The sequence below is a fragment of the Pseudidiomarina tainanensis genome (assembly GCF_900115255.1).
Taxonomy (GTDB): domain Bacteria; phylum Pseudomonadota; class Gammaproteobacteria; order Enterobacterales; family Alteromonadaceae; genus Pseudidiomarina; species Pseudidiomarina tainanensis.
In genome coordinates, this window is the sequence record NZ_FOYU01000002.1 from 216,372 (window position 1) to 240,580 (window position 24,209).

General features: G+C 49.1%; 16 protein-coding genes. 5 read left to right on the forward strand and 11 right to left on the reverse strand.

Annotated elements, in window-relative coordinates; all coding sequences use genetic code 11:
* Window positions 1-73: 73 nt before the first annotated feature.
* The 3 genes from BM292_RS07895 (at window position 74) to gvpU (ending at window position 2,183) form a co-directional block, all read left to right on the forward strand.
* Window positions 74-472, forward strand: a complete 399-nt coding sequence (locus tag BM292_RS07895) for a DUF3010 family protein (RefSeq protein WP_092857338.1) — start codon at window positions 74-76, stop codon at window positions 470-472.
* On the forward strand, window positions 465-1,538 hold the full coding sequence (locus BM292_RS07900) for a protein kinase domain-containing protein (protein ID WP_092857340.1): 1,074 nt from the start codon (window positions 465-467) through the stop codon (window positions 1,536-1,538). The genes BM292_RS07895 and BM292_RS07900 overlap by 8 nt, the downstream gene beginning before the upstream one ends.
* 195 nt (window positions 1,539-1,733) lie before the next feature.
* Entirely contained in the window at window positions 1,734-2,183 is a 450-nt protein-coding gene (gene gvpU, locus BM292_RS07905) for a gas vesicle accessory protein GvpU (protein WP_092857342.1), read from the forward strand.
* Window positions 2,184-2,466: 283 nt separating this feature from the next.
* Here the strand turns inward: gvpU and BM292_RS07915 are convergent, their stop codons facing one another.
* A complete protein-coding gene (locus tag BM292_RS07915) occupies window positions 2,467-2,931 on the reverse strand; it encodes a tRNA (cytidine(34)-2'-O)-methyltransferase (protein ID WP_092857346.1) in 465 nt (154 codons plus the stop codon).
* 143 nt (window positions 2,932-3,074) lie between these two features.
* On the opposite strand from BM292_RS07915, the gene BM292_RS07920 reads away from it, so the two are divergent.
* Together BM292_RS07920 and fieF are read left to right on the forward strand one after the other, a co-directional pair.
* Window positions 3,075-3,542, forward strand: a complete 468-nt coding sequence (locus tag BM292_RS07920) for a tRNA (cytidine(34)-2'-O)-methyltransferase (protein WP_245751884.1) — start codon at window positions 3,075-3,077, stop codon at window positions 3,540-3,542.
* The gene (gene fieF, locus BM292_RS07925; RefSeq protein ID WP_092857348.1) at window positions 3,532-4,443 is read left to right on the forward strand and encodes a cation efflux pump FieF; all 912 of its coding nucleotides are present in this window, start codon (window positions 3,532-3,534) and stop codon (window positions 4,441-4,443) included. The genes BM292_RS07920 and fieF overlap by 11 nt, the downstream gene beginning before the upstream one ends.
* Here fieF and BM292_RS07930 read toward each other — a convergent pair.
* The 10 genes from BM292_RS07930 to BM292_RS07980 form a co-directional block, all read right to left on the reverse strand.
* Complete coding sequence (locus BM292_RS07930; RefSeq protein ID WP_092857350.1) at window positions 4,405-11,382, reverse strand: Ig-like domain-containing protein; 6,978 nt, start codon at window positions 11,380-11,382, stop codon at window positions 4,405-4,407. The two genes, fieF and BM292_RS07930, sit on opposite strands and share 39 nt — an antisense overlap.
* A gap of 181 nt (window positions 11,383-11,563) precedes the next feature.
* The gene (locus BM292_RS07935) at window positions 11,564-12,541 is read right to left on the reverse strand and encodes an alpha/beta hydrolase (RefSeq protein ID WP_092857352.1); all 978 of its coding nucleotides are present in this window, start codon (window positions 12,539-12,541) and stop codon (window positions 11,564-11,566) included.
* On the reverse strand, window positions 12,542-13,963 hold the full coding sequence (locus tag BM292_RS07940; RefSeq protein ID WP_092857354.1) for a sensor histidine kinase: 1,422 nt from the start codon (window positions 13,961-13,963) through the stop codon (window positions 12,542-12,544).
* A gap of 7 nt (window positions 13,964-13,970) precedes the next feature.
* The gene (locus tag BM292_RS07945; protein WP_092857356.1) at window positions 13,971-14,648 is read right to left on the reverse strand and encodes a response regulator transcription factor; all 678 of its coding nucleotides are present in this window, start codon (window positions 14,646-14,648) and stop codon (window positions 13,971-13,973) included.
* 106 nt (window positions 14,649-14,754) lie between these two features.
* A complete protein-coding gene (gene glnG / locus BM292_RS07950) occupies window positions 14,755-16,149 on the reverse strand; it encodes a nitrogen regulation protein NR(I) (RefSeq protein WP_092857358.1) in 1,395 nt (464 codons plus the stop codon).
* A complete protein-coding gene (glnL, locus tag BM292_RS07955) occupies window positions 16,142-17,323 on the reverse strand; it encodes a nitrogen regulation protein NR(II) (protein ID WP_245751885.1) in 1,182 nt (393 codons plus the stop codon). The genes glnG and glnL overlap by 8 nt, the downstream gene beginning before the upstream one ends.
* On the reverse strand, window positions 17,295-17,885 hold the full coding sequence (locus BM292_RS07960; RefSeq protein ID WP_092857362.1) for a DUF4124 domain-containing protein: 591 nt from the start codon (window positions 17,883-17,885) through the stop codon (window positions 17,295-17,297). The genes glnL and BM292_RS07960 overlap by 29 nt, the downstream gene beginning before the upstream one ends.
* Before the next feature lie 28 nt (window positions 17,886-17,913).
* Window positions 17,914-19,326 carry a glutamate--ammonia ligase gene (glnA, locus tag BM292_RS07965; protein WP_218151677.1) on the reverse strand — a complete coding sequence of 471 codons (1,413 nt, stop codon included), beginning with the start codon at window positions 19,324-19,326 and terminating at the stop codon, window positions 17,914-17,916.
* Window positions 19,327-20,061: 735 nt separating this feature from the next.
* Window positions 20,062-23,190: an efflux RND transporter permease subunit gene (locus BM292_RS07975; protein WP_092857366.1), complete on the reverse strand. Its 3,129-nt coding sequence runs from the start codon at window positions 23,188-23,190 to the stop codon at window positions 20,062-20,064.
* A complete protein-coding gene (locus tag BM292_RS07980; RefSeq protein ID WP_177203819.1) occupies window positions 23,183-24,139 on the reverse strand; it encodes an efflux RND transporter periplasmic adaptor subunit in 957 nt (318 codons plus the stop codon). Before BM292_RS07980 ends, BM292_RS07975 begins: the two co-directional genes overlap by 8 nt.
* Between the last annotated feature and the right edge of the window lie 70 nt (window positions 24,140-24,209).

Below are 24,209 nucleotides of genomic sequence, written 5' to 3' on the forward strand. Positions count from 1 at the left end.
GCAACCGGTCAACCGTAGCCAACTAACTAGTAGCATCAGGGGTTACGGTAGAGTTTAAGGTGGAAGATAACTTATGAGATCTCTTGGAATTGAACTTTCAGGCAGCGAACTGATTTATGTACTTGTCGACATAAGTGATGATGTCAGAATCGTGGCCAAAAATAAATTGGAGCTTGCACATACACGCGATCGGAACGCGCTTGTAGCATTTCAAACGGCATTGCGAGCAGTTTACAACGAGCTCGCACCGGAAATTATTGGAATTAAAGAGAAGCCGGAAAAGGGAAAATTAAGTGCTGGGGCATCGGCGTTAAAAATGGAAGGAATAGCTTTAGCTAGTAGTCCCTGCAATGTTCGCTTTGTGTCAGGAACAAAGGTAAACAAATGCAAGGCTCAATCTGATGACTTGAAAAAATACCAATTACCAGCCTATAAGGTCGCTGTATTGTCTGCGGAGATGGCTAATGATTGAGACAGACGATATGCCCGAAGAAGTCGCAAGGTGTATTGAAGACCTTACTGAGCACTTCGATGAGTTTGAGCGCAATGATCGTGGAGCCAACGGTTTTTTGATCTTTGCTAAAAATAAAGTTTCTGGTCAGGATGTAGCCATAAAGTTCTATGAGGGCAATGAAGGAGAACGCAAGCACGACGAACCTAGGCAGCTATCAGCTCTCACATGCAATAATATACTTCCTATTTTAGAAGCTCGTTCAATTTCGAATGAGTGGGCATTTTTTGTGACACCTAGGTGCTTCGAGGGAGACTTAGATGACATTATTGAAACAAAACCAAGTGTTCACAAAGCTATTGATTTAGCGATAGGTATTTGTGCAGGCGTAACGTCTATACATGCAGCCGGTATGCTACATAGAGATCTAAAGCCTGGAAATATTGTGATTCTAGAAGGTGTTCCAAAAATAGCCGATTTCGGGAGTGTAATTGCTCTCGAGCAAGGTAAACAAGAAGTGGTAGCGTCAAGGCACAGTGTTTTATGGCGTCCCCCCGAGTCTGTTGAATTTGACCGTTATTCGAAGAAAGGTGATGTATATCAAGTAGGTGTTGTGCTGTATCAACTTCTTGGTGGACTACTTAGCTATGATGGTATGACTTACCTTAATGCAAAAGAAAAAAAAGCATACGATGCAATTCAAAATTTTAGTGACCAAAGTATCTTTGTCGATGCTGTCATTAAACGCCGAATAAAAACCGGAAGACTCTTAAATTTTCAGAGTTTGCCAGGTTGGATAGATCAAAAATCACTGCGCCTATTAAAAGAAATTTGTCATTACGACCCTAACCGTCGACCAAACTCACTTGCAGATGTTGCTGCATCATTGACCTCGATACGCGCAAGGGTAAAGAACTGGTATTGGGACGGCAATATAGCAACGCTGCAACAAAATAAAACGACCATCGAGCTTCGCCCGTCACGGAACGAGGAAGAGTTTAGCGCCTACAAAAATTCTGGAAACGGATTTCGCAAGATACCTAAAATTGGTAATAACACATTGTCAAACTTAGTTTCACAGGTATAAACAGTAGTTATCGAACTAAGTTTCCAACGGACGACTTCATATTGAAACCGGTACTTTTTGAAAGAAAGTCGATGAGTAAATACGATGCAACTGGACGGCGACTTTGCTTAGAAGCCGACTTGAATTACCAGTAACTATATCCTACGCTCTATCGGACATTTGTTAATTAAACGTAGATAATCTAAGGAAGTTATTATGAGCAAGGATAAGCAGGACAACGAAATTGATTCGAAGCTAATTTACGATGGTGTTAGTGTGGATTGGTTCCTTCAACATTTATCAGAGCTTACTAATACATCAGATTTAGAGTTAGGAATCACTCTTCAAGTTAGCGGTCAGACAATAACAGGAACTATGATTGGCGGGAAAAAGTATTTTAAGTTGTTTGCCGAATCATTTTCTGATGCTTGGCCATTCGAGGATAAAAAAGAAAGAAAGGAAATAAGGGAAGCATTCGAAGCGAACGGTAAAATATACGAGAGTAAGGGAGATGACGAACCTCGTCGCTCAACGCAGTATATACACCTCGCTGACGCAAGAATCTTTGAAGGCGGAAGGCAAGTACCACATAGTGAAGGTATGTTATGGAGAGGAAAAGTTAATTCAGTTTCAGGTTTTAGTCTCGGGACTTTGACTGAGTCATAACTCCTGAATTCAAATATGAGTTGCCCCAATACAAATTGTATGTGGGGCATTATTGTTTGCGTAATAAACTTCTACTGTTCAATAATCGGCTCATCGCTAAGCAAATTATCAGTAAGTAGCACCTTACAATTCGGACAAATAAAAAATAACTTATCCTTTTCGTTGAAAAAGCGAGCTCTAGTTAAATTGAAGCTTCTATTGCTGCATTTGGGGCACGATAAAAATAGCTGTGAGCCAATATCGCAGGCCATGGGTTTCCGTAAATTCGGCATTGGTTACTCCTTTATTTTCCGTTTTTGAATTCACACTGTCGCCATGCCTCATAGCTGACCAATGCAACAGTATTAGATAAGTTCAATGAACGATTATTGGGCATCATTGGGATGCGTAATCTCATTTCAAGATCAATTTGTTCCATGACTTCGGGCGCCAAGCCACTGGTTTCTGAGCCAAACAACAGTACATCACCCGGTTGGTACTGTACCTCAGCATAACCCCGTGTGCCCTTGGTTGTGATGGCATAGATAGTGCGCTGCCCCATAGCTTCTTTGAACGCGTTGAAGTCAGAGTAACGTACTACTCGACTCAGATCGTGATAATCGAGGCCAGCGCGGCGCAATTTCTTCTCTTCTAGGTCAAAGCCAAGCGGCTCAATGAGGTGTAACGTGCACCCGTTGTTGGCACAAAGCCTGATCACATTGCCGGCGTTAGCAGCCATGACGGGGTTGAATAACGCAATATTAAACATCCGTTGTGTATCTCCAAATTTGCAACTGAAGTGATTTTAACGGCATCAATGGGTTTCGACCATGCCAAAATTTTGTTAGCCCCTTTTTGTTAGCTATTGTATCGTGTTTGTAATACCTGATTTTAAAGGCGTGGAGAGCTGTTTTGACGACCTGGGCTAACAAAAAGCACCTGCCGCTGGTGGTAGAAAGAAGAAATGTCATCCGTCTTGCGGCCAACAATGGCTGTACCTTGCACTTAATTGAGCCGCTTGGGTTTGATTTTGAAGAGAAGAAGCTACGCCGTGCTGGGCTTGATTATCATGACTTAAGCCGCGTTGAGCGCTATCCTGATTTCAATGCATTTAAACAAGCCATGGGGGAGCGCAATATTTATGCGATTACCACCAAGGGCACGCGCGGTTACGCTGAGGTGCAGTATCAACCGGGCGATGTATTGTTGTTTGGTTCTGAGACTAGCGGCTTGGCACCCGATGTGATGGCACAAATTGCGCCAGAGCAGCGGATACGCATTCCGATGATGCCGAATAACCGCTCCCTGAATTTATCGAACTCGGTTGCTATTGTGAGTTACGAAGCATGGCGACAACAAGGATTTACCGATGGCAGCTAATTCAGCTCATGAAAATTATGCGTATTGGGTGAAAATTGCGACACGTGCGTCAGTATCTGTCGCGTTTATTTTAATTGCGGTCAAGGTGACCGCTTGGCTGATGACAGACTCCAGCAGTATGTTGGCGTCTTTAACTGACTCACTGTTAGACAGCCTCGCGAGTTTGTTCACGTTTTTTGCCGTGCGCTATGCGGTGCAACCGGCGGATAACGAACATCGCTTCGGGCATGGCAAAGCCGAGTCGTTAGCGGCGCTGGTGCAATCAGCTCTGATCACCGGATCGGCCATGCTCCTGCTGATTCACAGTGTGCAACAATGGATTCAAGGAACGCCGGTCAAACAAGCCGAGATTGGTGTGTACGTTTCTGTGTTTGCCATTGCGTTAACGCTTGCGTTGGTCGTGTTACAGCGTATCGCAATTAAGAAAACCGGCTCGCAAGCGATTGCCGCTGATGCATTGCACTTTTCTTCCGACTTATTGCTCAACAGTGCGGTTATCGTTGCGCTGATTTTGAGTGCTTATGGGTGGCTTTGGGCGGATAGCGTTTTTGCAATTATTATTGCGGTGTTCTTGGCGCAAGGTGCAGTTCGTATCGGTTGGGATGCGTTCCAATCGTTGATGGATCGTGAATTACCGGACACTGAGAAACAACTGATTATTGATACGATAAAAGGCATTCAAGGCGTACGTGGCATCCATGGTTTAAAAACGCGTTCGGCGGGTCCTACTCGTTTTGTACAGTGTCATATTGAGCTGGACGACAACTTAAACCTTCGCCAAGCGCACGACATTGCCGATAAGGCCGAACTGGCTGTTGCGAACCTATTCGACCATACCGACGTGATTATACATATGGACCCATTATCGGTTGTTCCTGCGAAGGTTGACGGAGCGACGTAACGCCGCTCCCATCAAGCCCATCAACAATAACCACCAAGTCATTTGACCTGAAGATGATTGTGGCGCAGCCGGTTCGTGCGGCACATTTACCTGTACTCGCAAGATACCTGAAGCCGTTGCCCCGCGATTATCTGTTACCACGTACACAACCGTTATTGCGCCAGTGACCCCCGTTGCTGGCGTTACGGTTACGGTGCCGCCTTCGAATGCAACGGCTCCCCCAGTACCTGAGGTGATTTCAGCTGATGCTACGGTTAGCGTGTCACCGTCGGCGTCAATGTCATTGGCAACCACGTCGACGCTCACCGGCTTATTAACCACTGTACTCACCGTATCAACTGTCGTTTCTGGCGCACGGTTGGCTAATATCATGACCGCAACAGCGGCTGTCGCAACACCACCGCGTCCATCATCTATGGCATAGGTGACCGTTGCCGTTCCGGCGTAGTTTGCTGGGGCATCGTAATGCAGTGCCGCGCCGTCGTTGATAACAGTTACTGTGCCGATATCTGCGTGCGCCGACGTAATCACGAGTGAATCGTCATCAGCATCAATGTCATTGGCTAGTACATCAATTTCAGCATCCCCTTGCCAAATGACTGTCACCGAATCTGCCGTAGCTTCTGGCGTGGTATTGTCCGTTGCTGCAACACTTAGTGCACCCGGATCAACAATCACACCGTTAGCCATACCATCTGCGTCGTTCGCACCGCCATCTTCAAGCTGTAACTGCACACACCAGTGACCAGCTGTTAACCCCGCCTGCCACTGCGACGAGCCTAGTGCTGGACACACGCCTGGTTCACCAGCAGCACTGAAGATCTGGTTGTTTTCGTCTTGCACAAAATCTTGCCATGCACCACCAATATGCTTCCGATACAAGGCATTGGTTGGAATTGGCTGTGATAATGGCAGAACGATACGGCTGGTGCCGCCTGGCTCAGAGAGATCAAAGATTTCAAAATCAAAGGCCGAACCCATGCGGGTATGGTTTGTATCGGCATCTAAACCTTCTGACACACTGATATGCGTGTTGAATTGACGCATACCCAGCTCACCGAGTCGCAAACACGCACTCATTGAACCTTGAGCGAAGTGAATGTTACCCGCTTGTGCAGAACGTGCGGCTATCAGTTGGCAACTACGGCTTGGGTTTAGATAATTTGGTATGCCCTGACCTAAGTCGTCATTGGTGCCATCATGCATATCTGGTAAGCCATCGCCATCCGCATCGGTATCTGAACCCAGCGTAGGGTGAGCATCAACAGCATTCAAAATCACGCTAGCGTAGCCGCGTAGGCCTGCTGCGTCGGTTACTGTGACTCGAACGGTTGCTGCGGTATTCGCCGCAATCAACAGTGGGTCAATCACATAGCGAGTGCCACCATCGGTTGCGCCGCCGGCAACTGGGCTTTGCCAATTGTATGACAGAGTATCTCCGGCATTCGCATCGGTTGCCGTTGCGACTAACTCGATCAAACCACCACTGCGAAGCACGGTAGTGCGCTTCTGGCCGTCTTGTGAGTAAGCGACGCTAACTTGCGGAGCCATATTGGCAGCGCTGCTGGTTACCGAAACTTCTGCAACTTCGCCAAGGTTCATGCTGTCAGCAAGCGCCACAACAATGGTATCGCCTGCAGTTGGGGCGGTAACACGGATGGCACCTTGTGTGCCTTGCTCAAGCTCAAGCAAACTCGCTACGCCGTCAACGGTGTAGTCGATGACAAATGGGTAACTTGGCGCCAGACCATTCAACATCACCGGCAAGTTCACTGAGATGCCAGCCGCTGTTGTTACGTCGCGTGCTAGCGATACCATCGGCACAACTTCAATGCGCTGACCAAGCACGGTACGCTCGCCATCTGCGTTAGTCGCTTGCCACATCACTTCGTGTACACCCGGCGCGAATACTGGCGCCCGTTGCTCAACTAAACTGACAGACAATGGCTGACCGTTTGCATCTGCCGCTGAAGCTTCGCCGAGGTCGACTCGAGTGAGTGCGCCGGTTGCAGGAACAACAAGGTCATCAGGTACCACAAGATTGATGGCGCCAGAGCCAGTGATTGTGACTTCAGCCCTAGCAGAGTCACGCCCCCCCATACCGTCGTCAACACTATAATTCACGCTGACTTTGCCGGTGTACTGCGCATCAATCGTTAACTGTACTTGGTTACTAACAATACTCACTGAACCGACACTTGCCGATGCTTCAACAAGTGTAAGCGAGTCTTCATTAATGTCGGTATCATTCGCTAATACATCCAGTAAATACACGCCATCGTTATTGCGTGGCAGACTGAAAGTATCATCGTTTGCTACCGGCGGCTCTTGACTGTACGTCACTTCAATAGTGAACACCGGTAAGCTCGCGCTGACCGTACCATCATTCACGCTAAGTGAAATATCAACCCAAACCGCAATGTCTTCCATTGTAGGCGCACCACTTAACGTGCCGGTTGCTGTATCGATAGTTAACCAAGTCGGTAAGTTTTCTGCACCAAATGTCAGCACGTCGTTATCGATATCTTCAACTGTTGGGGTGAAACTATAGGCTTCGTCCACTTCAGCAAACGCCGCTGGTGTGCCAGTAATGGTTGGCGCGTCATTCACGTTGGTAACCTCAATTGCGAACGTAGGAAGGTCGGCGGTTAACGTGCCATCACTCACCGTGATCACAATATTACTGTGAATGCCTACATCGTCATTGGTTGGCGTACCCGTCAGCGCACCGGTTGAACCATTGAAACTCGCCCACGTTGGTGCGCCGGTAATGCTAAAGCTAAGTGAGTCGCCGTCAACATCAGATGCTGTTGGTGTAAAGCTATAAGTTGCATCTTGCGCAACGGTTGTTGCTGGCGTGCCGCTAATCACTGGTGCATCGTTCACGTTCGTTACTTCAATGCTAAATGCTGGTAGCGATGCACTGAGTTCGCCATCGCTCACCGTGATAGTGATACCAGCTGTGCTACCCAAATGATCTTGAGTTGGTGTTCCTGACAACGTACCTGTACTGGTGCTAAACGATGCCCAAACTGGTTTGTTCACAATGCTATAAGTAAACGAGGTGCTATCAATATCGTTCACCGATGGTGTGAAGCTATAGGCGGCATCCTGGGCAACTGTTGTCGCTGGGCTACCGCTTATAGTTGGCGCATCATTCACGTTCACCACGGTGATGGTAAAGCTTGGTAAGCTAGCGCTTAATTCGCCGTCGCTCACACTGATGGTGATTGCTGAACTTGTGCCAACATGATCATTCGTTGGCGTGCCGGTTAGCGTACCCGTTGCCGCGCTGAAACTTGCCCATGCCGGCATGCCACTGATGCTGTACGTGAAGCTGGTGCTATCAACGTCTGCCACTGCTGGCGTAAACGAATAAACACTGTCTTCGTTCACAGACGTTGGTGGCGTGCCACTAATCGTCGGCGCATCATTCACGTTCACCACGGTAATCGAGAATGGCGCAAGTGAAGCACTTAAGGTGCCATCACTTACGGAGATGGTAACGCCTGACGCTGTACCCACATGATCATTAGTTGGAACGCCTGCCAAAGTGCCTGTAGTTGGGTTAAAGGTTGCCCAAACCGGCTTATTGGCAATACTGAAGATTAACGAATCGCCCACATCAACATCACTCGCCGATGGGGTAAAGCTATAGGCTGTATCCTCGTTTACTGACGTTACTGGGCTACCGCTAATAGTTGGCGCATCATTCACGTTCACGACAGTAATTGAGAAGGCTGCTAATGCGCTTCCTAGCTGACCATCATTGACGCTAATTTGGATGTTGCTATGCACACCAACGTCGCTATTGCCTGGTGTACCAGTCAGTGCGCCAGTGAGCGTATTGAAACTTACCCACGCAGGCTTGTTGGTGATGCTGAATGAGAGGCTGTCGCCATCAATATCTACCGCAACTGGTGTAAACGAATAAAGACTACCTTGGTCAACCGAGGTTGACGGTGCACCGTTGATTGTTGGTGCATCGTTGACGTTTTCAACGGTAATCGAAAACGCAGTTAACGTATCACTGAGCCCGCCGTCTGACACAGAAATCTGAATATTGCTGTAAACACCCACTTCGGCGTTCGATGGCGTTCCACTTAATGTTCCGGTGTTTGTGTCGAACGATGTCCAAGCTGGAGCGTTCAATACAGCATACGTCAACGAATCACCATCGATGTCATTAGCGGTTGGTGTAAAGCTGTACAACGCATCCTGTAATACCGAGGTCGCAGGCGAACCGCTAATCGTTGGCGCGTCGTTGACGTTCACCACCTCAAGGTTAAAGGCCGGGAGCGAAACTTGATTATCTGCATCAGCCACGGTGATCACGATATTTTCGGTGATACCTACATGCGCCTGTTGCGGCGTTCCAGAGAGCTCGCCAGTGGTCGTCGAGAACGATGCCCATAATGGTTTGTTGGTAATACTGAACGTCAGTAGATCGTTTTCTGTGTCCGTTACCGTTGGGGTGAAGCTGTAGGTATTGCCTTGTAAAACCGATGTATTAGGTGTCCCTGTTATAACTGGTGCGTCGTTCAGGTTGAGATAATAAACTTCTCGACCGAACTCAGGTAAGTTTGCGATGAAGAAATAGGTTTCGCCAACAGCTATTGACGTTGAATGGTAGCCGATATAATCCCCATCTTCGGCGCTTGTCCGCTGAGTAATTTCGCCCGTTTCAAAACTATATGAGTAGATATCTTCCTGCCAAGAGTTATTTGAAGAGCGCACATAGGCATATATATAAGCCTGCGTATCTGTCGCTGTCATCATGCCATATGAAGTGGTGAGTGCGCCGGGTGATAAATCAGCAACTAATGTCACCGATTCACTCGCAAATTCATACTTATAGAACTCATAACCAGTTTCAGCAGTAGAGGCATGCATGAGAATACCATCACTGACCGGAGCGATGTATGAGGCTACTTGGAAATTTGTATTTGGTGTTACAGCGACCGTACTTTCCGTATTCGGGTTATATTGAAAGAGTTGCCAATTATTTGTGCCGTTGTAGGCAGAAAAATAGAGATTGCCATCGGTACCTTCCACAAAAAATCTTGCATGGCTTGAACTACCGCCAGCATAAATATCCGCCACCAATTCAATGGCGTTGGTTGTATGATTAATTCGGAAAAGCTCCCATCCATAGGTTGATGAGAAAGCACGAAAGTAGAGAGCGCCATTAAAACTTAGCGATTCCTCAAATTGACTAGTGAAATCGACACCGCCATAAACATCATTTACTTTTGCTAACGAGTCAGTTGCTGGATCATAAACTGCTTGATACCAACCGGTATTCGCTGGATCGATAGTCCCATTGAAATAAATCTTGCCATTGGATGCAACAAGTCCGCTCGCTGCATTGAGACTGCCATTGTCTGGCAGCGCTAAATATTCGCGAATATCATTGGTGGTTGGGTTATAGGCAAATAGTTTACTACCGCCAATATCTGCGCTACCAGCTGCAAATATCAACTCGCCATTAAGCTCCGCCATCGTTGTGCTGTAGCTAAACGCGTTCGTTCCAACAACAATTTCTTGATTCGGGTTAGTAAGGGCTTTGGTCTCTGGGTTATACCGGAATAGTTCCATGCCAAGCTCGTCGGAACTTGCAAAGAAATACAGCTCCCCATTCATTTTATGCAATGCATTGGTAATAGAGCTGTTACCCACCGAAACCATCCCACCTGCATTTTGGGCAGTGTTCGTTGCGGCATCAAAACGAACCAAGTCATGCTGTGGAAGTACCTGCGTGCTAGCTCGCATGTAAAGCACATCACCAACAACTATAAAGCTGTCTGGACTACTTGAGCTAGACCCAGGGTAAATATCGACAGCTAAAGAACTTGTGAGATTAGAGGGGTTGATACGATGCATTTCATAGCCATGCTCATTACTGTAAGCCCGATAATAAACAGAGCCGTTGTAGCTTGTATAACCATACGGATTGGGATTTGTTGAGGCCACGGATAACTCAACCATGGTAGCTGAGCCACCTTGCTGAACAAAGGTTTCACTGGCACCCGACATTGCGTTATAGGCTGAGAAATATAAATCTGAGCCAATTAAACTCAGACCGTAGGGGCTAGAGCTACCTGCCCCTGAGTGGATATCATTTAAATTGGTTGAATTGTCATTTAAGTTAATGATTAACAATTCATTGCCATAGCTCGAATACTGAGCAGCCATGTATATAAAGCTATTATTCGCAACTATGTCGCCAAATCCAGTTGCAGATTCACCATTGAATACGAGACTGATTGGGACTTCTTCAGAAGCTTCAGGGTTGAATTGCGATAATTTCGGTGTTCCATTCAGGTAGTACTGAATAAACAGACTCGTATCGTTTTTAGCTAAGCGAACAATATTAACGCCGACAGAATCAACACTAAATTCATAGATTAACTGTGTAGTACCACTGGCGGGATCAAATTCGTATAACCGCTGACCATTTTGGTTGGTATTATAGCCTCCGAAATATATTTTCCCGTTAAATTCTATGACTTGGGTTGTACTTCCGGAAGGTAGGCTAGAGGCAAGGGTAATTTCATCATTAACCGAGTCATAGTAATAGAGCTGCCAATAACCTCCGGATTCGGTATACCTAATTCCTCTGAAATAAATTCGATCACCGAGTGTAATTAGAAAATCCGGCTGCAAAGAACAGTTTCTCGGACAATAGTCCATCACCATTCGCCGTGTATCTGTTGCAGGATCGTACTCCCATAGCTCATAGCCGTAATACTGATCATACCCGCGGTAATAAATTTTACCGTTAAGCTCAGTCATGTAATAAGGGCTCTGGCCAGCAAGGGTAGTACTGGCGTTTAAGTCAGCGACAACCTCGACTTTTGCTGCGAACGAGGCGGCTGGGAATAAGAAAAACAGGAATAGGAACGCGGCTGCGCAGCGCACAGAGGTTGCAAATTTCATGGCGAAATCCTTTGGTATTTACTCAAACATTTGTGTTTTCGGTGCCACGAAACAGCACGGTGCAGCCGTGCGGAAATTTTAGATTAAATTTTGATCTTTACAATATATTTACGTTATTTCTAAAAAATAATTTCATTCGAATAGCGAGTAAAATAAGCTATTTTTTTGATTTTTATCAATTTTATTTATCGGCTTGAAACCAGTTTAAAACAGCATCAAGCGCCGGCTGACGAAAGCGATCCGACTCCATAAACAATTCGTGTTTGGCGCCTTCAATGCACTGGATTTGACTCTGATCGTTCCCAAGTTTACGGAAAAATTCAGTTTGCTTGCGGTTATCAACCACCGTATCAGCGCCCGATTGCAGCATGAGAATGGGCACTTCGATACGATCCGCTTGCTGATGTGCCGCGCGAATGGCGCCAAAAGCTTGCGCCAACCAATTGAACGTTGGCCCGCCGAGTTTCACTTCCGGATTTTCCTCGTAGGCATCGCGAAACATTTGATAGCGGGCTTCGCTATGCGTCAGTTCATTCTCGTCAAATGGCACGTGCACATAATCGGTCATGCCAATGAAGTACCACGGTTTGCGTGGGCTTATCCAACGATTCAATAATGCGCCGCCAACGGCAATGCTCTTCGCCAACCATTGTGGTGTGTCACCCGTCAGTATGCCGAGCATCGGTGATGAGAATACCGCTTTGCGGATGCTATGCTTATGCTGTGCTAAGTACAGTGCGCTGATAGCTCCCCCCATCGAGTGGCCTAATAAATAATGGGGTACACGCGGAAAGTAACGCGATGCCTCTTGCACCACAGCATCTAAGTCATCCACAAAATCTTGAAATTGATCGATATGCCCGTGATGCGGATTGTTACTGAGACGATCCGAGAAACCTTGCCCACGATGATCGACCACAGCAACCGCATAGTTCGATTGCGCCAGTTGCCATACCAGTTCTTGATATTTTAATGCCGCTTCAATGCGCCCAGGGCAGATGATGATAAGCCCTTGCGGATGCACCGGGCGATGCAAAAACCAATGCAATACCACGCCATCAGGGCGAGTTAAATGGTGAACTTCAACGTGGTCGCGCCAAAATGGCTGAATTTGCTGTGTGAAAAAGCGGATCCATTGCGGGTCTTCATCCGTGTACATTTAATTCGACTCCTGCGGCTCCTGTTCTGGCGCATCAGCTTGATCTTGCTCGGCTTCGGTTGCGGTGTCAAACGGCACAATGGGCAAGTTTACCGAGACTTCGAGGCCACCTTCTGGATGGTTGCGAGCAGTTACCGAACCGCCCAACACATTCGCAGCTCGTAAGCTTAGTGCCATTCCAAGGCCAACGCCAGCTTTATGATGGCGCGATGGATCTCCACGGAAAAATGGTTCGAATAACTGTACAAGTTGCCCTTCGGGCACACCGTCGCCGTGGTCACGTACCAAGATGGTAAATTGCTTGTCGTTGTGGCGCACGCAATCAAGTTCAATAATGCCCGCTGTATATTGCAGAGCGTTACGCACGAGGTTCTCAATCACCAGGCGCAACAACTCATCATCGGTGGCGGTGGTTGGCCAATCGGCATCAAGCACAATCACCCGCTCGCCGTATTTGGCGTCAACGTAGGCGAGGTCCGCTGCCAACGTTTTCGCCAGCGCATGCGTATCTATCGGCTGCGGATCAAGTTTTACTAAACCGTTTTCCAACCGTGATAGTGACAAAATACGCTCAATGATCGTCCCGAGCCGATCGACATCCCGGCTCATTTGCGTCAGGTGCGGATTAGCATCGGGATTGTCATCATCTTGGCTGAGCATCAGCGCCACTTGCATACGCGCCAGCGGCGAGCGTAGTTCGTGTGACACGTCACTCAAAAGACGACGCTGGGCGTCGCGCGAAACTTTCAGATCGTGCGCAGCGGTTTCTAGTGCTCGGGCTAATTCACCTAATTCGTCGGTACGACGGGGCAGGCGTTTTAGATGCAGCTTATCCGCGCCAGCAGCAATTTCACGGGTAGCGCTAATCAAACGTTTTAACGGCAGCACCAGCCAAAAGCCAAGCAACACCGCAATCAACAATGAACCGAATAACAGCACCATGGTTTGTGCTTGTTCGGCGCGTTCGGAATTCACCTGCTGATCCACGCGCTCGTCTTCGGTGAGCGGGCGAATCAACAAGATGCGCTTATTTTCTAAAACAAACGGACCAACCAACATGCCGTTGGGCAAACGCAGTTGCTCGGCACGGTTGGCGTCCAGTTGGCGTAGTAATTCACGCCGATGTGTATTCGCTAAGTTGGGCTCAAGTTGCAGGCGGTTGGGCCCTTCCTCGGGGGTTACCGCGGCGGCCACCCGGTAGTTACCAGCCAGTAGCCGACCGGGCGTCAGCGAGGCAAAAGTGGCTTGGTCACTCAGCAGTGGTGAGAGTGTTTCTTGAACTTCTTGTGGTAGAGGTTTCGCTGTTTCAGGTTGGGCATACCAAATCGCTAATAAGAAACCGCTACTGGCCACTGCAAATAGCAGTGCCCAAAATAGCAGTAACAGCCGAAGCGTTAGCGAATGGTACCAGCGAATCTGCATGCTAGCCTCACGCTAATTGCAGTAAGCGATAGCCTCGGCCACGAACGGTTTGAATGCGCTCAGGATTATGGTCGATTTTCTTACGAATATTACTGATATGCACGTCGAGGCTGCGATCAAACGGCGCCAACTGGCGGCCTAATGCTGCCACGGACAACTGATCTTTGCTGACCACTTGGCCTTTGCCTTGCACTAATGCACGCAGAATATCGAACTCGGTTGGGGTGAGTTCAAGCACTTGCTCATCGCAACGCACTTCGTTTTGCAGCGGGTTTACATGGAAGCCAGCATATTCGAGTGGCTCTGGACGCACGGAGGTATTTGGCGTGCGGCGCAATAATGCTTTGACGCGCGCGACAAGTTCGCGCGGGTTAAACGGTTTTGGCAAATAGTCATCGGCGCCAAGCTCAAGGCCCTGTACCCGATCATCATCGTCGCCACGCGCGGTGAGCATCAACACAGGTGTGCTGCGCAACTGCTGACGCAAACGTTGAAGTAACTGGAAGCCATCGATACCTGGCAACATCACATCCAGTAGAATCAAATCAAAAGAGCCGCTTAACGCGCGTTGCAAACCAATTTCGCCGTCTGGGGCGAGTGTTAATTGGTAACCCTCCTTGGTGAGGATTTGCTCTAACATACTGCTTAATTCTGCATCATCATCTACAAGTAATAACTTAGTCATGGGATGTCGTCCTGCGTATTTGTCTACAGCTTATAATCGGTGTTCTTAATTATGTAAAGATTCGGCGTCGCTTGATACCGTGTTTACAGAACTTTTACCGGTGCTGTTATTTGATTTCGTTGAGTTTGCGCGCAACTGTATTGCGGCCCCAACCCAACAATTCGGCGGCTCGTTGCTTGTGCCCTTCCGTGTGTTCTAAGGCAACATCAAGCGCTAACCGTTCAATACTAGGTAGCAGGTCATCTAAGATATGAGTTTCACCTGCTGCACACCGAGTTTCTAACTCGCTACGCAACAGTGTATACCATTGGGCGGAATTTTCCTGTGACATTTTGCCGCTTTCAGGAAATAAATCTTCAGGTAAATCAGTTACATCGATAGTTTGCCCCGGTGCCATCACCGTCAGCCAGCGGCAGGTATTTTCTAGTTGTCGGACGTTTCCGGGCCACGGCGCTTTTTGCAGAACTTGCTCAGCAGCGAGCGTTAAACGCTTGGGTGTGCCGCCGAGTTCTTTGGCGGCATTTTGCAAGAAGTGTTGGGCTAATTGCGGGATATCTTCGCGGCGCTCAGCAAGGCTTGGTAGTTGCAAGCGAATCACATTCAAGCGATGAAACAAATCTTCGCGAAACGCCCCTTCACTCACGCGTTGTTCAAGGTGTTGGTGGGTTGCAGCAATAATCCGAACATCCACTTTCACCGGTTGGTAACTGCCGACCGGATAAAACTGTCCTTCTGCCAATACGCGGAGTAAGCGCGTTTGCACCGCCAGTGGCATGTCGCCGATTTCATCGAGAAACAAGGTGCCGCCGTGCGCTTGTTCAAAACGGCCTTGGCGTTTTTGCGTGGCGCCGGTAAAAGCGCCTTTTTCGTGTCCGAACAATTCCGACTCGATAAGATCAGCCGGAATCGCGGCCATATTTAAGGCAATAAATGGTTTGTTCGCGCGCGGGCTATGTTGGTGCAACGCGCGGGCGACGAGCTCTTTCCCGCTGCCGGAAGCACCGGTTATGAGCACGGTCACACTCGAATGGGACAAACGACCAATCGCACGGAATACATCCTGCATAGCGGGTGCGTTACCAATGATTTCGCGCACTTCGGTAGTGGTATCAACGTCATCTGCGGGCGTTTGTTCGGACGTTTCTCGGGTTAATGCGCGGCTGACGGTATGTACCACTTCGTCTAGATCAAACGGTTTAGCCAAATACTCAAAGGCACCGCCTTGAAAGGCGCTAACCGCTGAATCAAGGTCTGAGTGGGCTGTCATCACAATCACCGCCACTTGCGGAAACTCGGTGGATACTTTGCGCAATACTTGCAGGCCATCAGCGCCTGGCATGCGGATATCGGTCAGCAATACTTTCGGCACGTCCTGCTGTAACGCGTCGTACAAACTTTGGGCATCGGCGAAACTTTGCGTCGCTAAACCAGCGCGCGCCAGAGCACGTTCCAGTACCCAGCGAATCGAGCTATCGTCATCTAATATCCATATCTCACTCACGGCCGCTACCTTTTTGACTGGTTGGGTTGTGTTTGTCGGCTACCGGCGCCTCAACGCGGGTTTCGATATACGGTAAATACACGCTAAATTCGGTGTGCCCCGGCTCCGAACTGACTTCAATTTTGCCGGCGTGTTGGTGCACGAGATTTTGCGCAATCGACAGACCAAGCCCTGTGCCGCCAGCACGCCCGCTTACCATGGGGTAAAACAGAGTATCGCGCAGTGCGGGTGAAATGCCCGGGCCGTTGTCTTGTACCACCACCACAGCGCATTGCCGATAACGGGTACCGTGTATGGTTTGTTGATGCACAATGCGGGTGCGCAAACTAATTGTCGGCGCTGGGGTCTGGCTTTCCTGCAACGCATCACAAGCATTCATAACTAGATTAAGGAACACTTGCTCGAGTTGTTCCGCGGCCATAGTTAAATCGGGTAGGCTGGGGTCATAGTCTTTCACCCACCGAATACTTTGGCCAACGCCGAGCCGCGCAATTTGCACCACGTGCTCTAACAATTCGTGAATATTGGCCGGCTCGCGCGACTGAATTTGATTTGAGCCCAGCATGCGGTCCACTAACGTGGTTAAACGATCGGCCTGACGAATAATTAAATCGGTGTATTCACGTAACTCAGGATCATCAAGCTCGCCGGCAAGCAATTGCGCTGCACCACGTAAGCCGCCCAGCGGGTTTTTAATTTCATGCGCAAGGCCGCGCACCATACTTTGCGCAGCTTGCAGCTGTTGTTGCTGACGCGTTTCTTGATTGATGCGGCGTATTTGATCAATTTGCCGCAACTCAAGCAAAATCGTCAGGCGACCGTCGGGTTGCCGTAACGGCTGGGCGATAAACTCAATGGTGATGCGCTGACCGTCATGGAGCACTAGCGACACGTCGCTGTCGGAAACAGACTGTTCATCTTGTAACGCCTGTTGCACCACAGCAGGCTCAAGACTGCTGAAATGAAATAAGCTGAAAAAGGGCTGTTGCTGAAAGCGCCGCAAACTGCCATCTAAAATAGCTTCGGCAGCAGCATTCATATATTCAATATGAAGGTGCTCATCCAGTAAGATAACCGCTGTGAGCAATTGATTTAACTGCGGTTGCACCACCGTGGTGCAATCGCTAACAGGCGTGCTGTCACGCTCAAGCTCCGCCGCCACTTTGACCTGCACCGGATATCGCCACGCGCAACACATACACCACCAAGGTGTCTGAGCGAGCGACTGCCTGACCATTTGCGTCAACAATTTGCAGATGAATACGACGCTCACCGCGCGCGACATCCATGAGTGTTGCCTGATTACTATCGGCACCTGTCCACGACTTCACGCCATCAACGAATAGCTCATACTGATAGCCTTCTGGCAGACGTTCTGGCTCCGATTGCCAAAGCACGTCGAACTGCCCGTTGTTCGCACGAATCGGTGCCTGATATTCAGGCGAGGTAATGGTAACTGAGAATTCAGTTGGCACGGCATCGGCTGATGCTTGTGCTGGTTGCGATTGCGAAGCTTGTGGCTGCTCGGTTGGAGCAGCCACTGTTGGTTTCGCGAACTCGGTCACTGGCGCCGCTTCCACCTCAACTTTCTCAGCACCTTGAACGGGCTGGTCGGTATAGGTCACGGTACCATCTGCATTACGTTTTTTGTAAACCTGCGCCGTTGTTGGATCAACGTGCAGCGCCAAGCCAATCAAAAACGTTAACAGAATGGCTGCAAGTGCCAGTGGTTTCATCGTTCACGCGCTCCTTAACGCTATTTCGTTACACGCTGTAGTAAAGGTCAAACTCGATTGGGTGCGTGGTCATTTTCAGTTTCATCACTTCGTGGTGACGTAACTTAATGTACGCATCAATCATGTCGTCAGTGAATACGCCGCCGGCAGTTAAGAATTCGCGATCTTTATCCAACGCTTCCAACGCCATTTCTAATGAATGACATACGGTTGGAATTTCTTTCGCTTCTTCTGCTGGCAAGTCGTACAAGTCTTTATCCATCGCATCGCCAGGGTGGATCTTGTTTTTGATACCGTCAAGACCAGCCATCAACAATGCTGCAAAGCACAAGTAAGGGTTTGCCGCTGGGTCAGGGAAACGTACTTCGATACGACGTGCTTTTGCGCTCGCTACAACCGGAATACGAATTGACGCAGAACGGTTACGTGCTGAGTAAGCCAACATTACTGGTGCTTCGAAACCTGGGACCAAACGCTTGTACGAGTTGGTGGTTGGGTTACAGAAAGCGTTCAAGGCACGTGCGTGCTTGATAATACCGCCAATGTAATACAACGCCATTTCGCTCAAACCGCCGTACTGGTCGCCCGCGAACAAGTTCTTGCCATCTTTGCTGATTGACATGTGAACGTGCATACCAGAACCGTTATCGCCAACTAATGGCTTCGGCATAAAGGTTGCCGTCATACCATATGAGTGTGCCACGTTGTGCACCACATACTTGTAGATTTGAATTTCGTCAGCTTTTTTCACCAAGGTGTTGAAGCGAGTTGCCACTTCGTTCTGACCAGCAGTTGCCACTTCATGGTGGTGCGCTTCAACCACTAAGCCCATGTCTTCCATCACGGTGCTCATAGTGCTACGAATGTCGTGCGCTGAATCAACTGGTGGTACTGGGAAGTAACCGCCTTTCACACCCGGACGGTGCGCCAAGTTACCGTCTTTGTATTCTTTACCTGAGTTCCACTTCGCTTCTTCTGCTTCAATTTTGTAGAAGCTACCGCTCATATCGGTGTGGAAACGCACGTCGTTGAACAAGAAGAATTCTGGCTCTGGACCAAACAATGCGGTGTCACCAATGCCCATGCTTTGCAGATATTCTTCCGCACGACGCGCAATTGAACGTGGGTCACGGTCATAACCTTGCATGGTGTCTGGTTCTAAGATGTCACACACCACGTTCATGGTCACTTCGTCAGTGAACGGGTCTAGTACAATTGAGTTGCAATCAGGCATTAACACCATGTCCGATTCGTTGATGCCTTTCCAGCCACCAATTGACGAACCGTCAAACATTTTGCCTTCTTCAAAGAACTCTTCGTTAATTTGCGAAACCGGGATGGTCACATGCTGTTCTTTACCTTTGGTATCGGTAAAGCGTAAATCCACGAATTTGACATCGTGTTCTTCAATGTAAGCCATAACGTCTTGTGGTGTTGTCATGTGATCCTCCGCGATCGTGCATGTACTAGTTTCAAAATGAGTATAGCAAGCTTTGTTGTTCTTGCTTGCGCCTTTGCACCAAATTAAAGCAAAAACGATGCCAAGATTGGATTTGACTCATTTTTCAATAGGTTACGGTTGTTTATGTACGGTTGTGGTGCTGGCTAATGGCTAATTATGCACCATTGTAGTGCAAATTAATGCACCACGGAAGTGCAAAAGATTAAAAGCGTTGTTCGTTATTGGTTATTCGTTATTCGTTATTCAGAAAGACCAAAGACAAAGCATAGAAAGTGCAAAGCAAAGAGAATGAGAAAGAGATAGTGTCGATAGTAGACACATTATCAGATACTTTTGACTCGACACAATTCCATAGCCTACCTCGTATTCGAAGTACTATTGATATAGGTGTATCCCTTTTTATTTTTTGTGTTCAGTTGCAGCTTTTCTGCTTCAAAAACACCCCTCTTATTTGTAACAGTAAAGCTGCAACTGAACGCTATTTTTTATAAGAGATTACATCCATCCAATATCGAGCCCAATTCCATAGGCTCTCGGCAATGTTTTGTTTGGGGTTTGGGGTTTGGGGTTTGGGGTTTGGGGTTTGGGGTTTGGGGTTTGGGGTTTGGGGTTTGGGGTTTGGGGTTTGGGGTTTGGGGTTAGCGAACAGGGCGAAGCCCGGACGAACAGCGTAGCGTACGAAGCACGAACTACGCTGTTCGTAACGAGTAACGATTAACGCTCTTTAGCCATTCGGCGGCGGAGGAGCGATGCGTACAACAGCGGGATAACCACCAACGTCAACGCCGTTGACACTGCGATGCCGAAGATCAAACTCACCGCAAGACCGTTGAAGATGGGGTCATCGAGGATGAAGAACGCGCCCATCATGGCAGCGATTGCGGTCAGTGTGATTGGTTTGGCGCGCACCACGGCGGCTTCAATCACGGCGGTGTTGAGATCTTTGCCAGCGGCGACTTCCTCGCGGATGAAATCAACTAGCAAGATTGAGTTCCGCACAATGATACCGGCCAAGGCAATCATGCCAATCATGGAGGTGGCGGTAAATTGCGCACCCAACAGAGCATGGCCTGGCATAATGCCAATCAACGTCAGTGGGATTGGCGCCATGATTACCAACGGCGTCATGTAGCTACCAAAGTGGCCGACAACAAGAACGTAAATCAGCAACAAACCAACCGCGTAGGCTAAGCCCATGTCGCGGAATGTTTCGTAGGTGATTTGCCATTCGCCATCCCATTTCAGAGCGGTTTCGTTCCAAATGTCCGGCTGTGCAATAAAGGTTTGCGGTAAGTCGATATCGCCAGCAGCGTCGAATAAGCCATACAGCGGGCTATCTAAATCGCCTGCCATATCTGCCGTCACGTACACGACAGGACGCAAATCTTTGTGGTATGCCGGCTGGGCGTAAGGACGTTGCTCGCGCTCGATTAATTCCGCGATGGGAATGGCATGGCCGCTGGTTTGACTGGTCACGGTTAAGCTTTCAAGTTGAACGAGCTGGCCTTGCCAATCAGCTGGCAAGCGCAATTTCACCGGGACTGGCTGGGTTTGCCCGTCGATCGCCAAATAGGTGACGTTCATGCCGCCCAATGCCGTTTGTAATACTTGCACCACTTGCCCAGCGCTGACGCCAAGCTGGGCGGCGCGTTCACGGTTCACTTCCCAAACTTCTTCGGTGGCTTCGCCCACTAAGGTACTGTCGATATCCACCACGCCCTCAGTGGTGCGCAGTTGCGCCAACACGTCGCGGGCGCCGAGTTCACGCGCAGCCGCAGATGGGCCGTATATTTCAGCCACAATAGGCGCCAACACCGGAGGGCCTGGCGGCACTTCAACAATCTTCAGCGAGGCACCAACGGCTTCCGCAATTGGTGTCAGCATGGGGCGAATGGCGAGGGCGATTTCATGACTGGCGCGGTCGCGCTCGCCATGCTCAGCCAACGTGACTTGAATATCGCCCATATTGGCTGCTTCGCGTAGATAATATTGCCGCACGAGGCCATTGAAGCCAATAGGCGATGCGGTGCCGGCATATATTTGCGTGGCGACAACTTCTTCTACATCATCGAGCTTCTGGGCAAGTTGCATCAATACCGCGTTGGTGTCTTCTAAGCTACTGCCCTCTGGCATATCGAGCACCAGTTTGATTTCGCTCTTGTTATCAAACGGCAACATTTTCATCACCACTGCTTGCACCACAGCAAGGCCCATCATCAGCACAATCAACGCAATCAAGCCAAACCCCATAAAATAGCGACGTTTCCGATGCGTGAGCAACGGTTGCATGATGCGTTCGAAGAATGAATGCAACTTACTGCTGTGCGCTTCATCGTCATGATGTTCGTCTTTAAGCAGGTGGCGCGCCAACCAAGGCGTAACCGTTAGCGCAATAATCAATGATAACAACATGCCCAACGAAGCATTAATCGGGATAGGGCTCATGTACGGGCCCATGAGTCCGCTAACAAACGCCATCGGTAGAAGAGCTGCGATGACCGTGAAGGTCGCTAAAATAGTCGGCCCGCCAACCTCATCAACAGCCGACGGAATCGCGGTTTTTAGTGATTTGCCAAGGCCTAAGTGGCGATGAATGTTTTCCACTACCACAATCGCATCATCCACCAAAATACCAATCGAGAAAATCAATGCGAATAAGGACACACGGTTTAAGGTAAAGCCCCAAGCCCATGACGCAAACAAGGTCATGGCAAGGGTTAATACCACAGCACTACCAACCACCACGGCTTCGCGTTTACCGAGCGTCAACAAGACTAATGCGACAACTGAAATGGTCGCAAAAATCAGTTTCTGAATCAGCTTTGAGGCTTTCGCATCGGCCGTTTGTCCATAGTTACGCGTCACATCAATCGTCAACTCTGGCGGCAACCATTGCTGCTTTAAAGTGTCGAGGCGTGCAAGTACTTCCTGCGCCACCACCACGGCATTCTCGCCAGCCTTTTTGGTCACCGTTAAGGTCACCGCTGGTTGCGCATCACCACCTGATGGGCGTGACCACACGTAGCGCGATGGCACCACAGCAGCGCTGTTGATCTCGGCGACTTGCTCAAATCGCACCGGCTTACCGTCAACGTTGGCAACAATCAGATGCCGCAACGTATGCACGCTATCAATGAAGCTGCTCGCCTGCACTGGAATTTGTTGCCCTTGTGCCAGTCGGTAACCGGCTTGAGCACTTTGGTTCTGTCCGGCCAACGCTTGGCTCACTGCATTGAAATCCAGACCAATGCGGCTCAACGCCGTGTTATCGAGGGTGACATTAATTTGTTCTGGTTCGGCGCCAATGACATTCACTTCACGTACGCCACTCACGTTTTGTAGTGGCTCAACTAATGTGTCGGCGACCGACTTTAAATCCAATCCATCAGCAGTAATCGTTAAGCCAAGAATCGGTACGTCATCGATACCACGGGCTTTTACCAATGGTTGCGAGAAATTCGGATGACGCACTTGCCAGCTGGCTAAGCTATCGAACAGCTCCACCAATGCTTTGTCGCGGGGCACGCCCACTTCAAATTGCACCGTCACCAAGGCTTGGCCGGGCTGTGACACCGAATAAATGTGTTCAATGCCCTGCATGCGCGCAAAATGTTGTTCCAGTGGCGTTGCCAGTTGGTCTTCGACCTGACTGACTGCTGCACCCGGAAAAGCGACCATGACATCAGCCATGGTCACGTCAATTTGCGGTTCTTCTTCACGTGGCGTAATTAGCGCCGCCATGATGCCTAAAACCAAGCCAAAAATTGCTAACAGTGGTGTGAGCTGTGAGCGTTCACCCCATGCCGCAAATTTACCTGCGATACCAAGGGGTTTATTACTCATAGCTAATTACCTCGCCAGCTTTTAAGCCGCTGACCACCTCAACTTGGCCGTTTTGACTTAAACCTAAACGCACAGCGCGCCAGCTTTTGTCTTGCATGCGCACCATGGTGAGTTCGCCTTGGTGATAAATCGCTGCAGTTGGAACTTGTACACCTTGGTGCTCACCAACTTTCACTACCACCGGTTGCCACTGGCCTGGCATTAAACCACTTTCTTGCGGCAACACAAGACGCATCCGCACGGTGCTTGATAGGCTATGAACGGTTGGAAATACTTGTTGAGAAGTTGGCTCTAAGCCATTCACACGGGCCCACTGGTAGGTGTTTGCCGCCTGGGCATAACGGGCTGGTAGATCCACATGCAAGCGCAATTCGCTGGGGTCAAAGCCGGAGAGCAATGGGGTACCCGGTTGCACCAATTCACCTGGCTCGACGAGACGTTCACTGACAATGCCACCATACGGCGCTTTCACTTCGGTATAACTCAACTGTTCTTGTGCGCGTTCAACAGCGGCTCGCGCTGAGCGTAGTTGCGCTTTGGCGTTATCTAAACGCGCTTTGGCACGGTCGCGCTCCGCAACAGGCACCAAATCGCGTTCCACTAAACTGGTGATGCGGTCAAATTCCTGCTGCTCGGCAACCAATGTCGCCTGTGCCGCCGCGACTTGCGCTTGGGCTTGGGTGAGCATTTGGTATTGTTCAACCGAGGTGATCGTTAAAATCGTTGCGCCAGCTGGAACGTTGTCGCCCACATCAACCAAAACTTTTTCAACCCGGCCAGATACTTGAGCCGATACCGTTGCACTGTTGGTTGATTCGACAAGCCCTTGCAAACGCAGGTACTCAGCAATAGTGGTTGGCTGAATTTGGTACTCAGCCGCACTAGCTGAGGTCGCCGCACTGGCGGTACTGACAACAAACAGGGCGGCTGCCCACGCACGCAATGACATAATCATCTCCTTGCCGAATTTTGCTCAGTTGAATTTCGTAATTCACTAAAGTATAGAGCAAAAATCGGCA

Excerpts from the sequence above, each read along its gene's own strand:
- BM292_RS07895 (WP_092857338.1), top strand. The coding sequence starts at position 74 with ATGAGATCTCTTGGAATTGAACTTTCAGGCAGCGAACTGATTTATGTA.
- BM292_RS07900 (WP_092857340.1), top strand. The coding sequence starts at position 465 with ATGATTGAGACAGACGATATGCCCGAAGAAGTCGCAAGGTGTATTGAA.
- gvpU (WP_092857342.1), top strand. The coding sequence starts at position 1,734 with ATGAGCAAGGATAAGCAGGACAACGAAATTGATTCGAAGCTAATTTAC.
- BM292_RS07915 (WP_092857346.1), bottom strand. The coding sequence starts at position 2,931 with ATGTTTAATATTGCGTTATTCAACCCCGTCATGGCTGCTAACGCCGGC.
- fieF (WP_092857348.1), top strand. The coding sequence starts at position 3,532 with ATGGCAGCTAATTCAGCTCATGAAAATTATGCGTATTGGGTGAAAATT.
- BM292_RS07930 (WP_092857350.1), bottom strand. The coding sequence starts at position 11,382 with ATGAAATTTGCAACCTCTGTGCGCTGCGCAGCCGCGTTCCTATTCCTG.
- BM292_RS07935 (WP_092857352.1), bottom strand. The coding sequence starts at position 12,541 with ATGTACACGGATGAAGACCCGCAATGGATCCGCTTTTTCACACAGCAA.
- BM292_RS07940 (WP_092857354.1), bottom strand. The coding sequence starts at position 13,963 with ATGCAGATTCGCTGGTACCATTCGCTAACGCTTCGGCTGTTACTGCTA.
- BM292_RS07945 (WP_092857356.1), bottom strand. The coding sequence starts at position 14,648 with ATGACTAAGTTATTACTTGTAGATGATGATGCAGAATTAAGCAGTATG.
- BM292_RS07960 (WP_092857362.1), bottom strand. The coding sequence starts at position 17,885 with ATGAAACCACTGGCACTTGCAGCCATTCTGTTAACGTTTTTGATTGGC.
- glnA (WP_218151677.1), bottom strand. The coding sequence starts at position 19,326 with ATGACAACACCACAAGACGTTATGGCTTACATTGAAGAACACGATGTC.
- BM292_RS07975 (WP_092857366.1), bottom strand. The coding sequence starts at position 23,190 with ATGAGTAATAAACCCCTTGGTATCGCAGGTAAATTTGCGGCATGGGGT.
- BM292_RS07980 (WP_177203819.1), bottom strand. The coding sequence starts at position 24,139 with ATGTCATTGCGTGCGTGGGCAGCCGCCCTGTTTGTTGTCAGTACCGCC.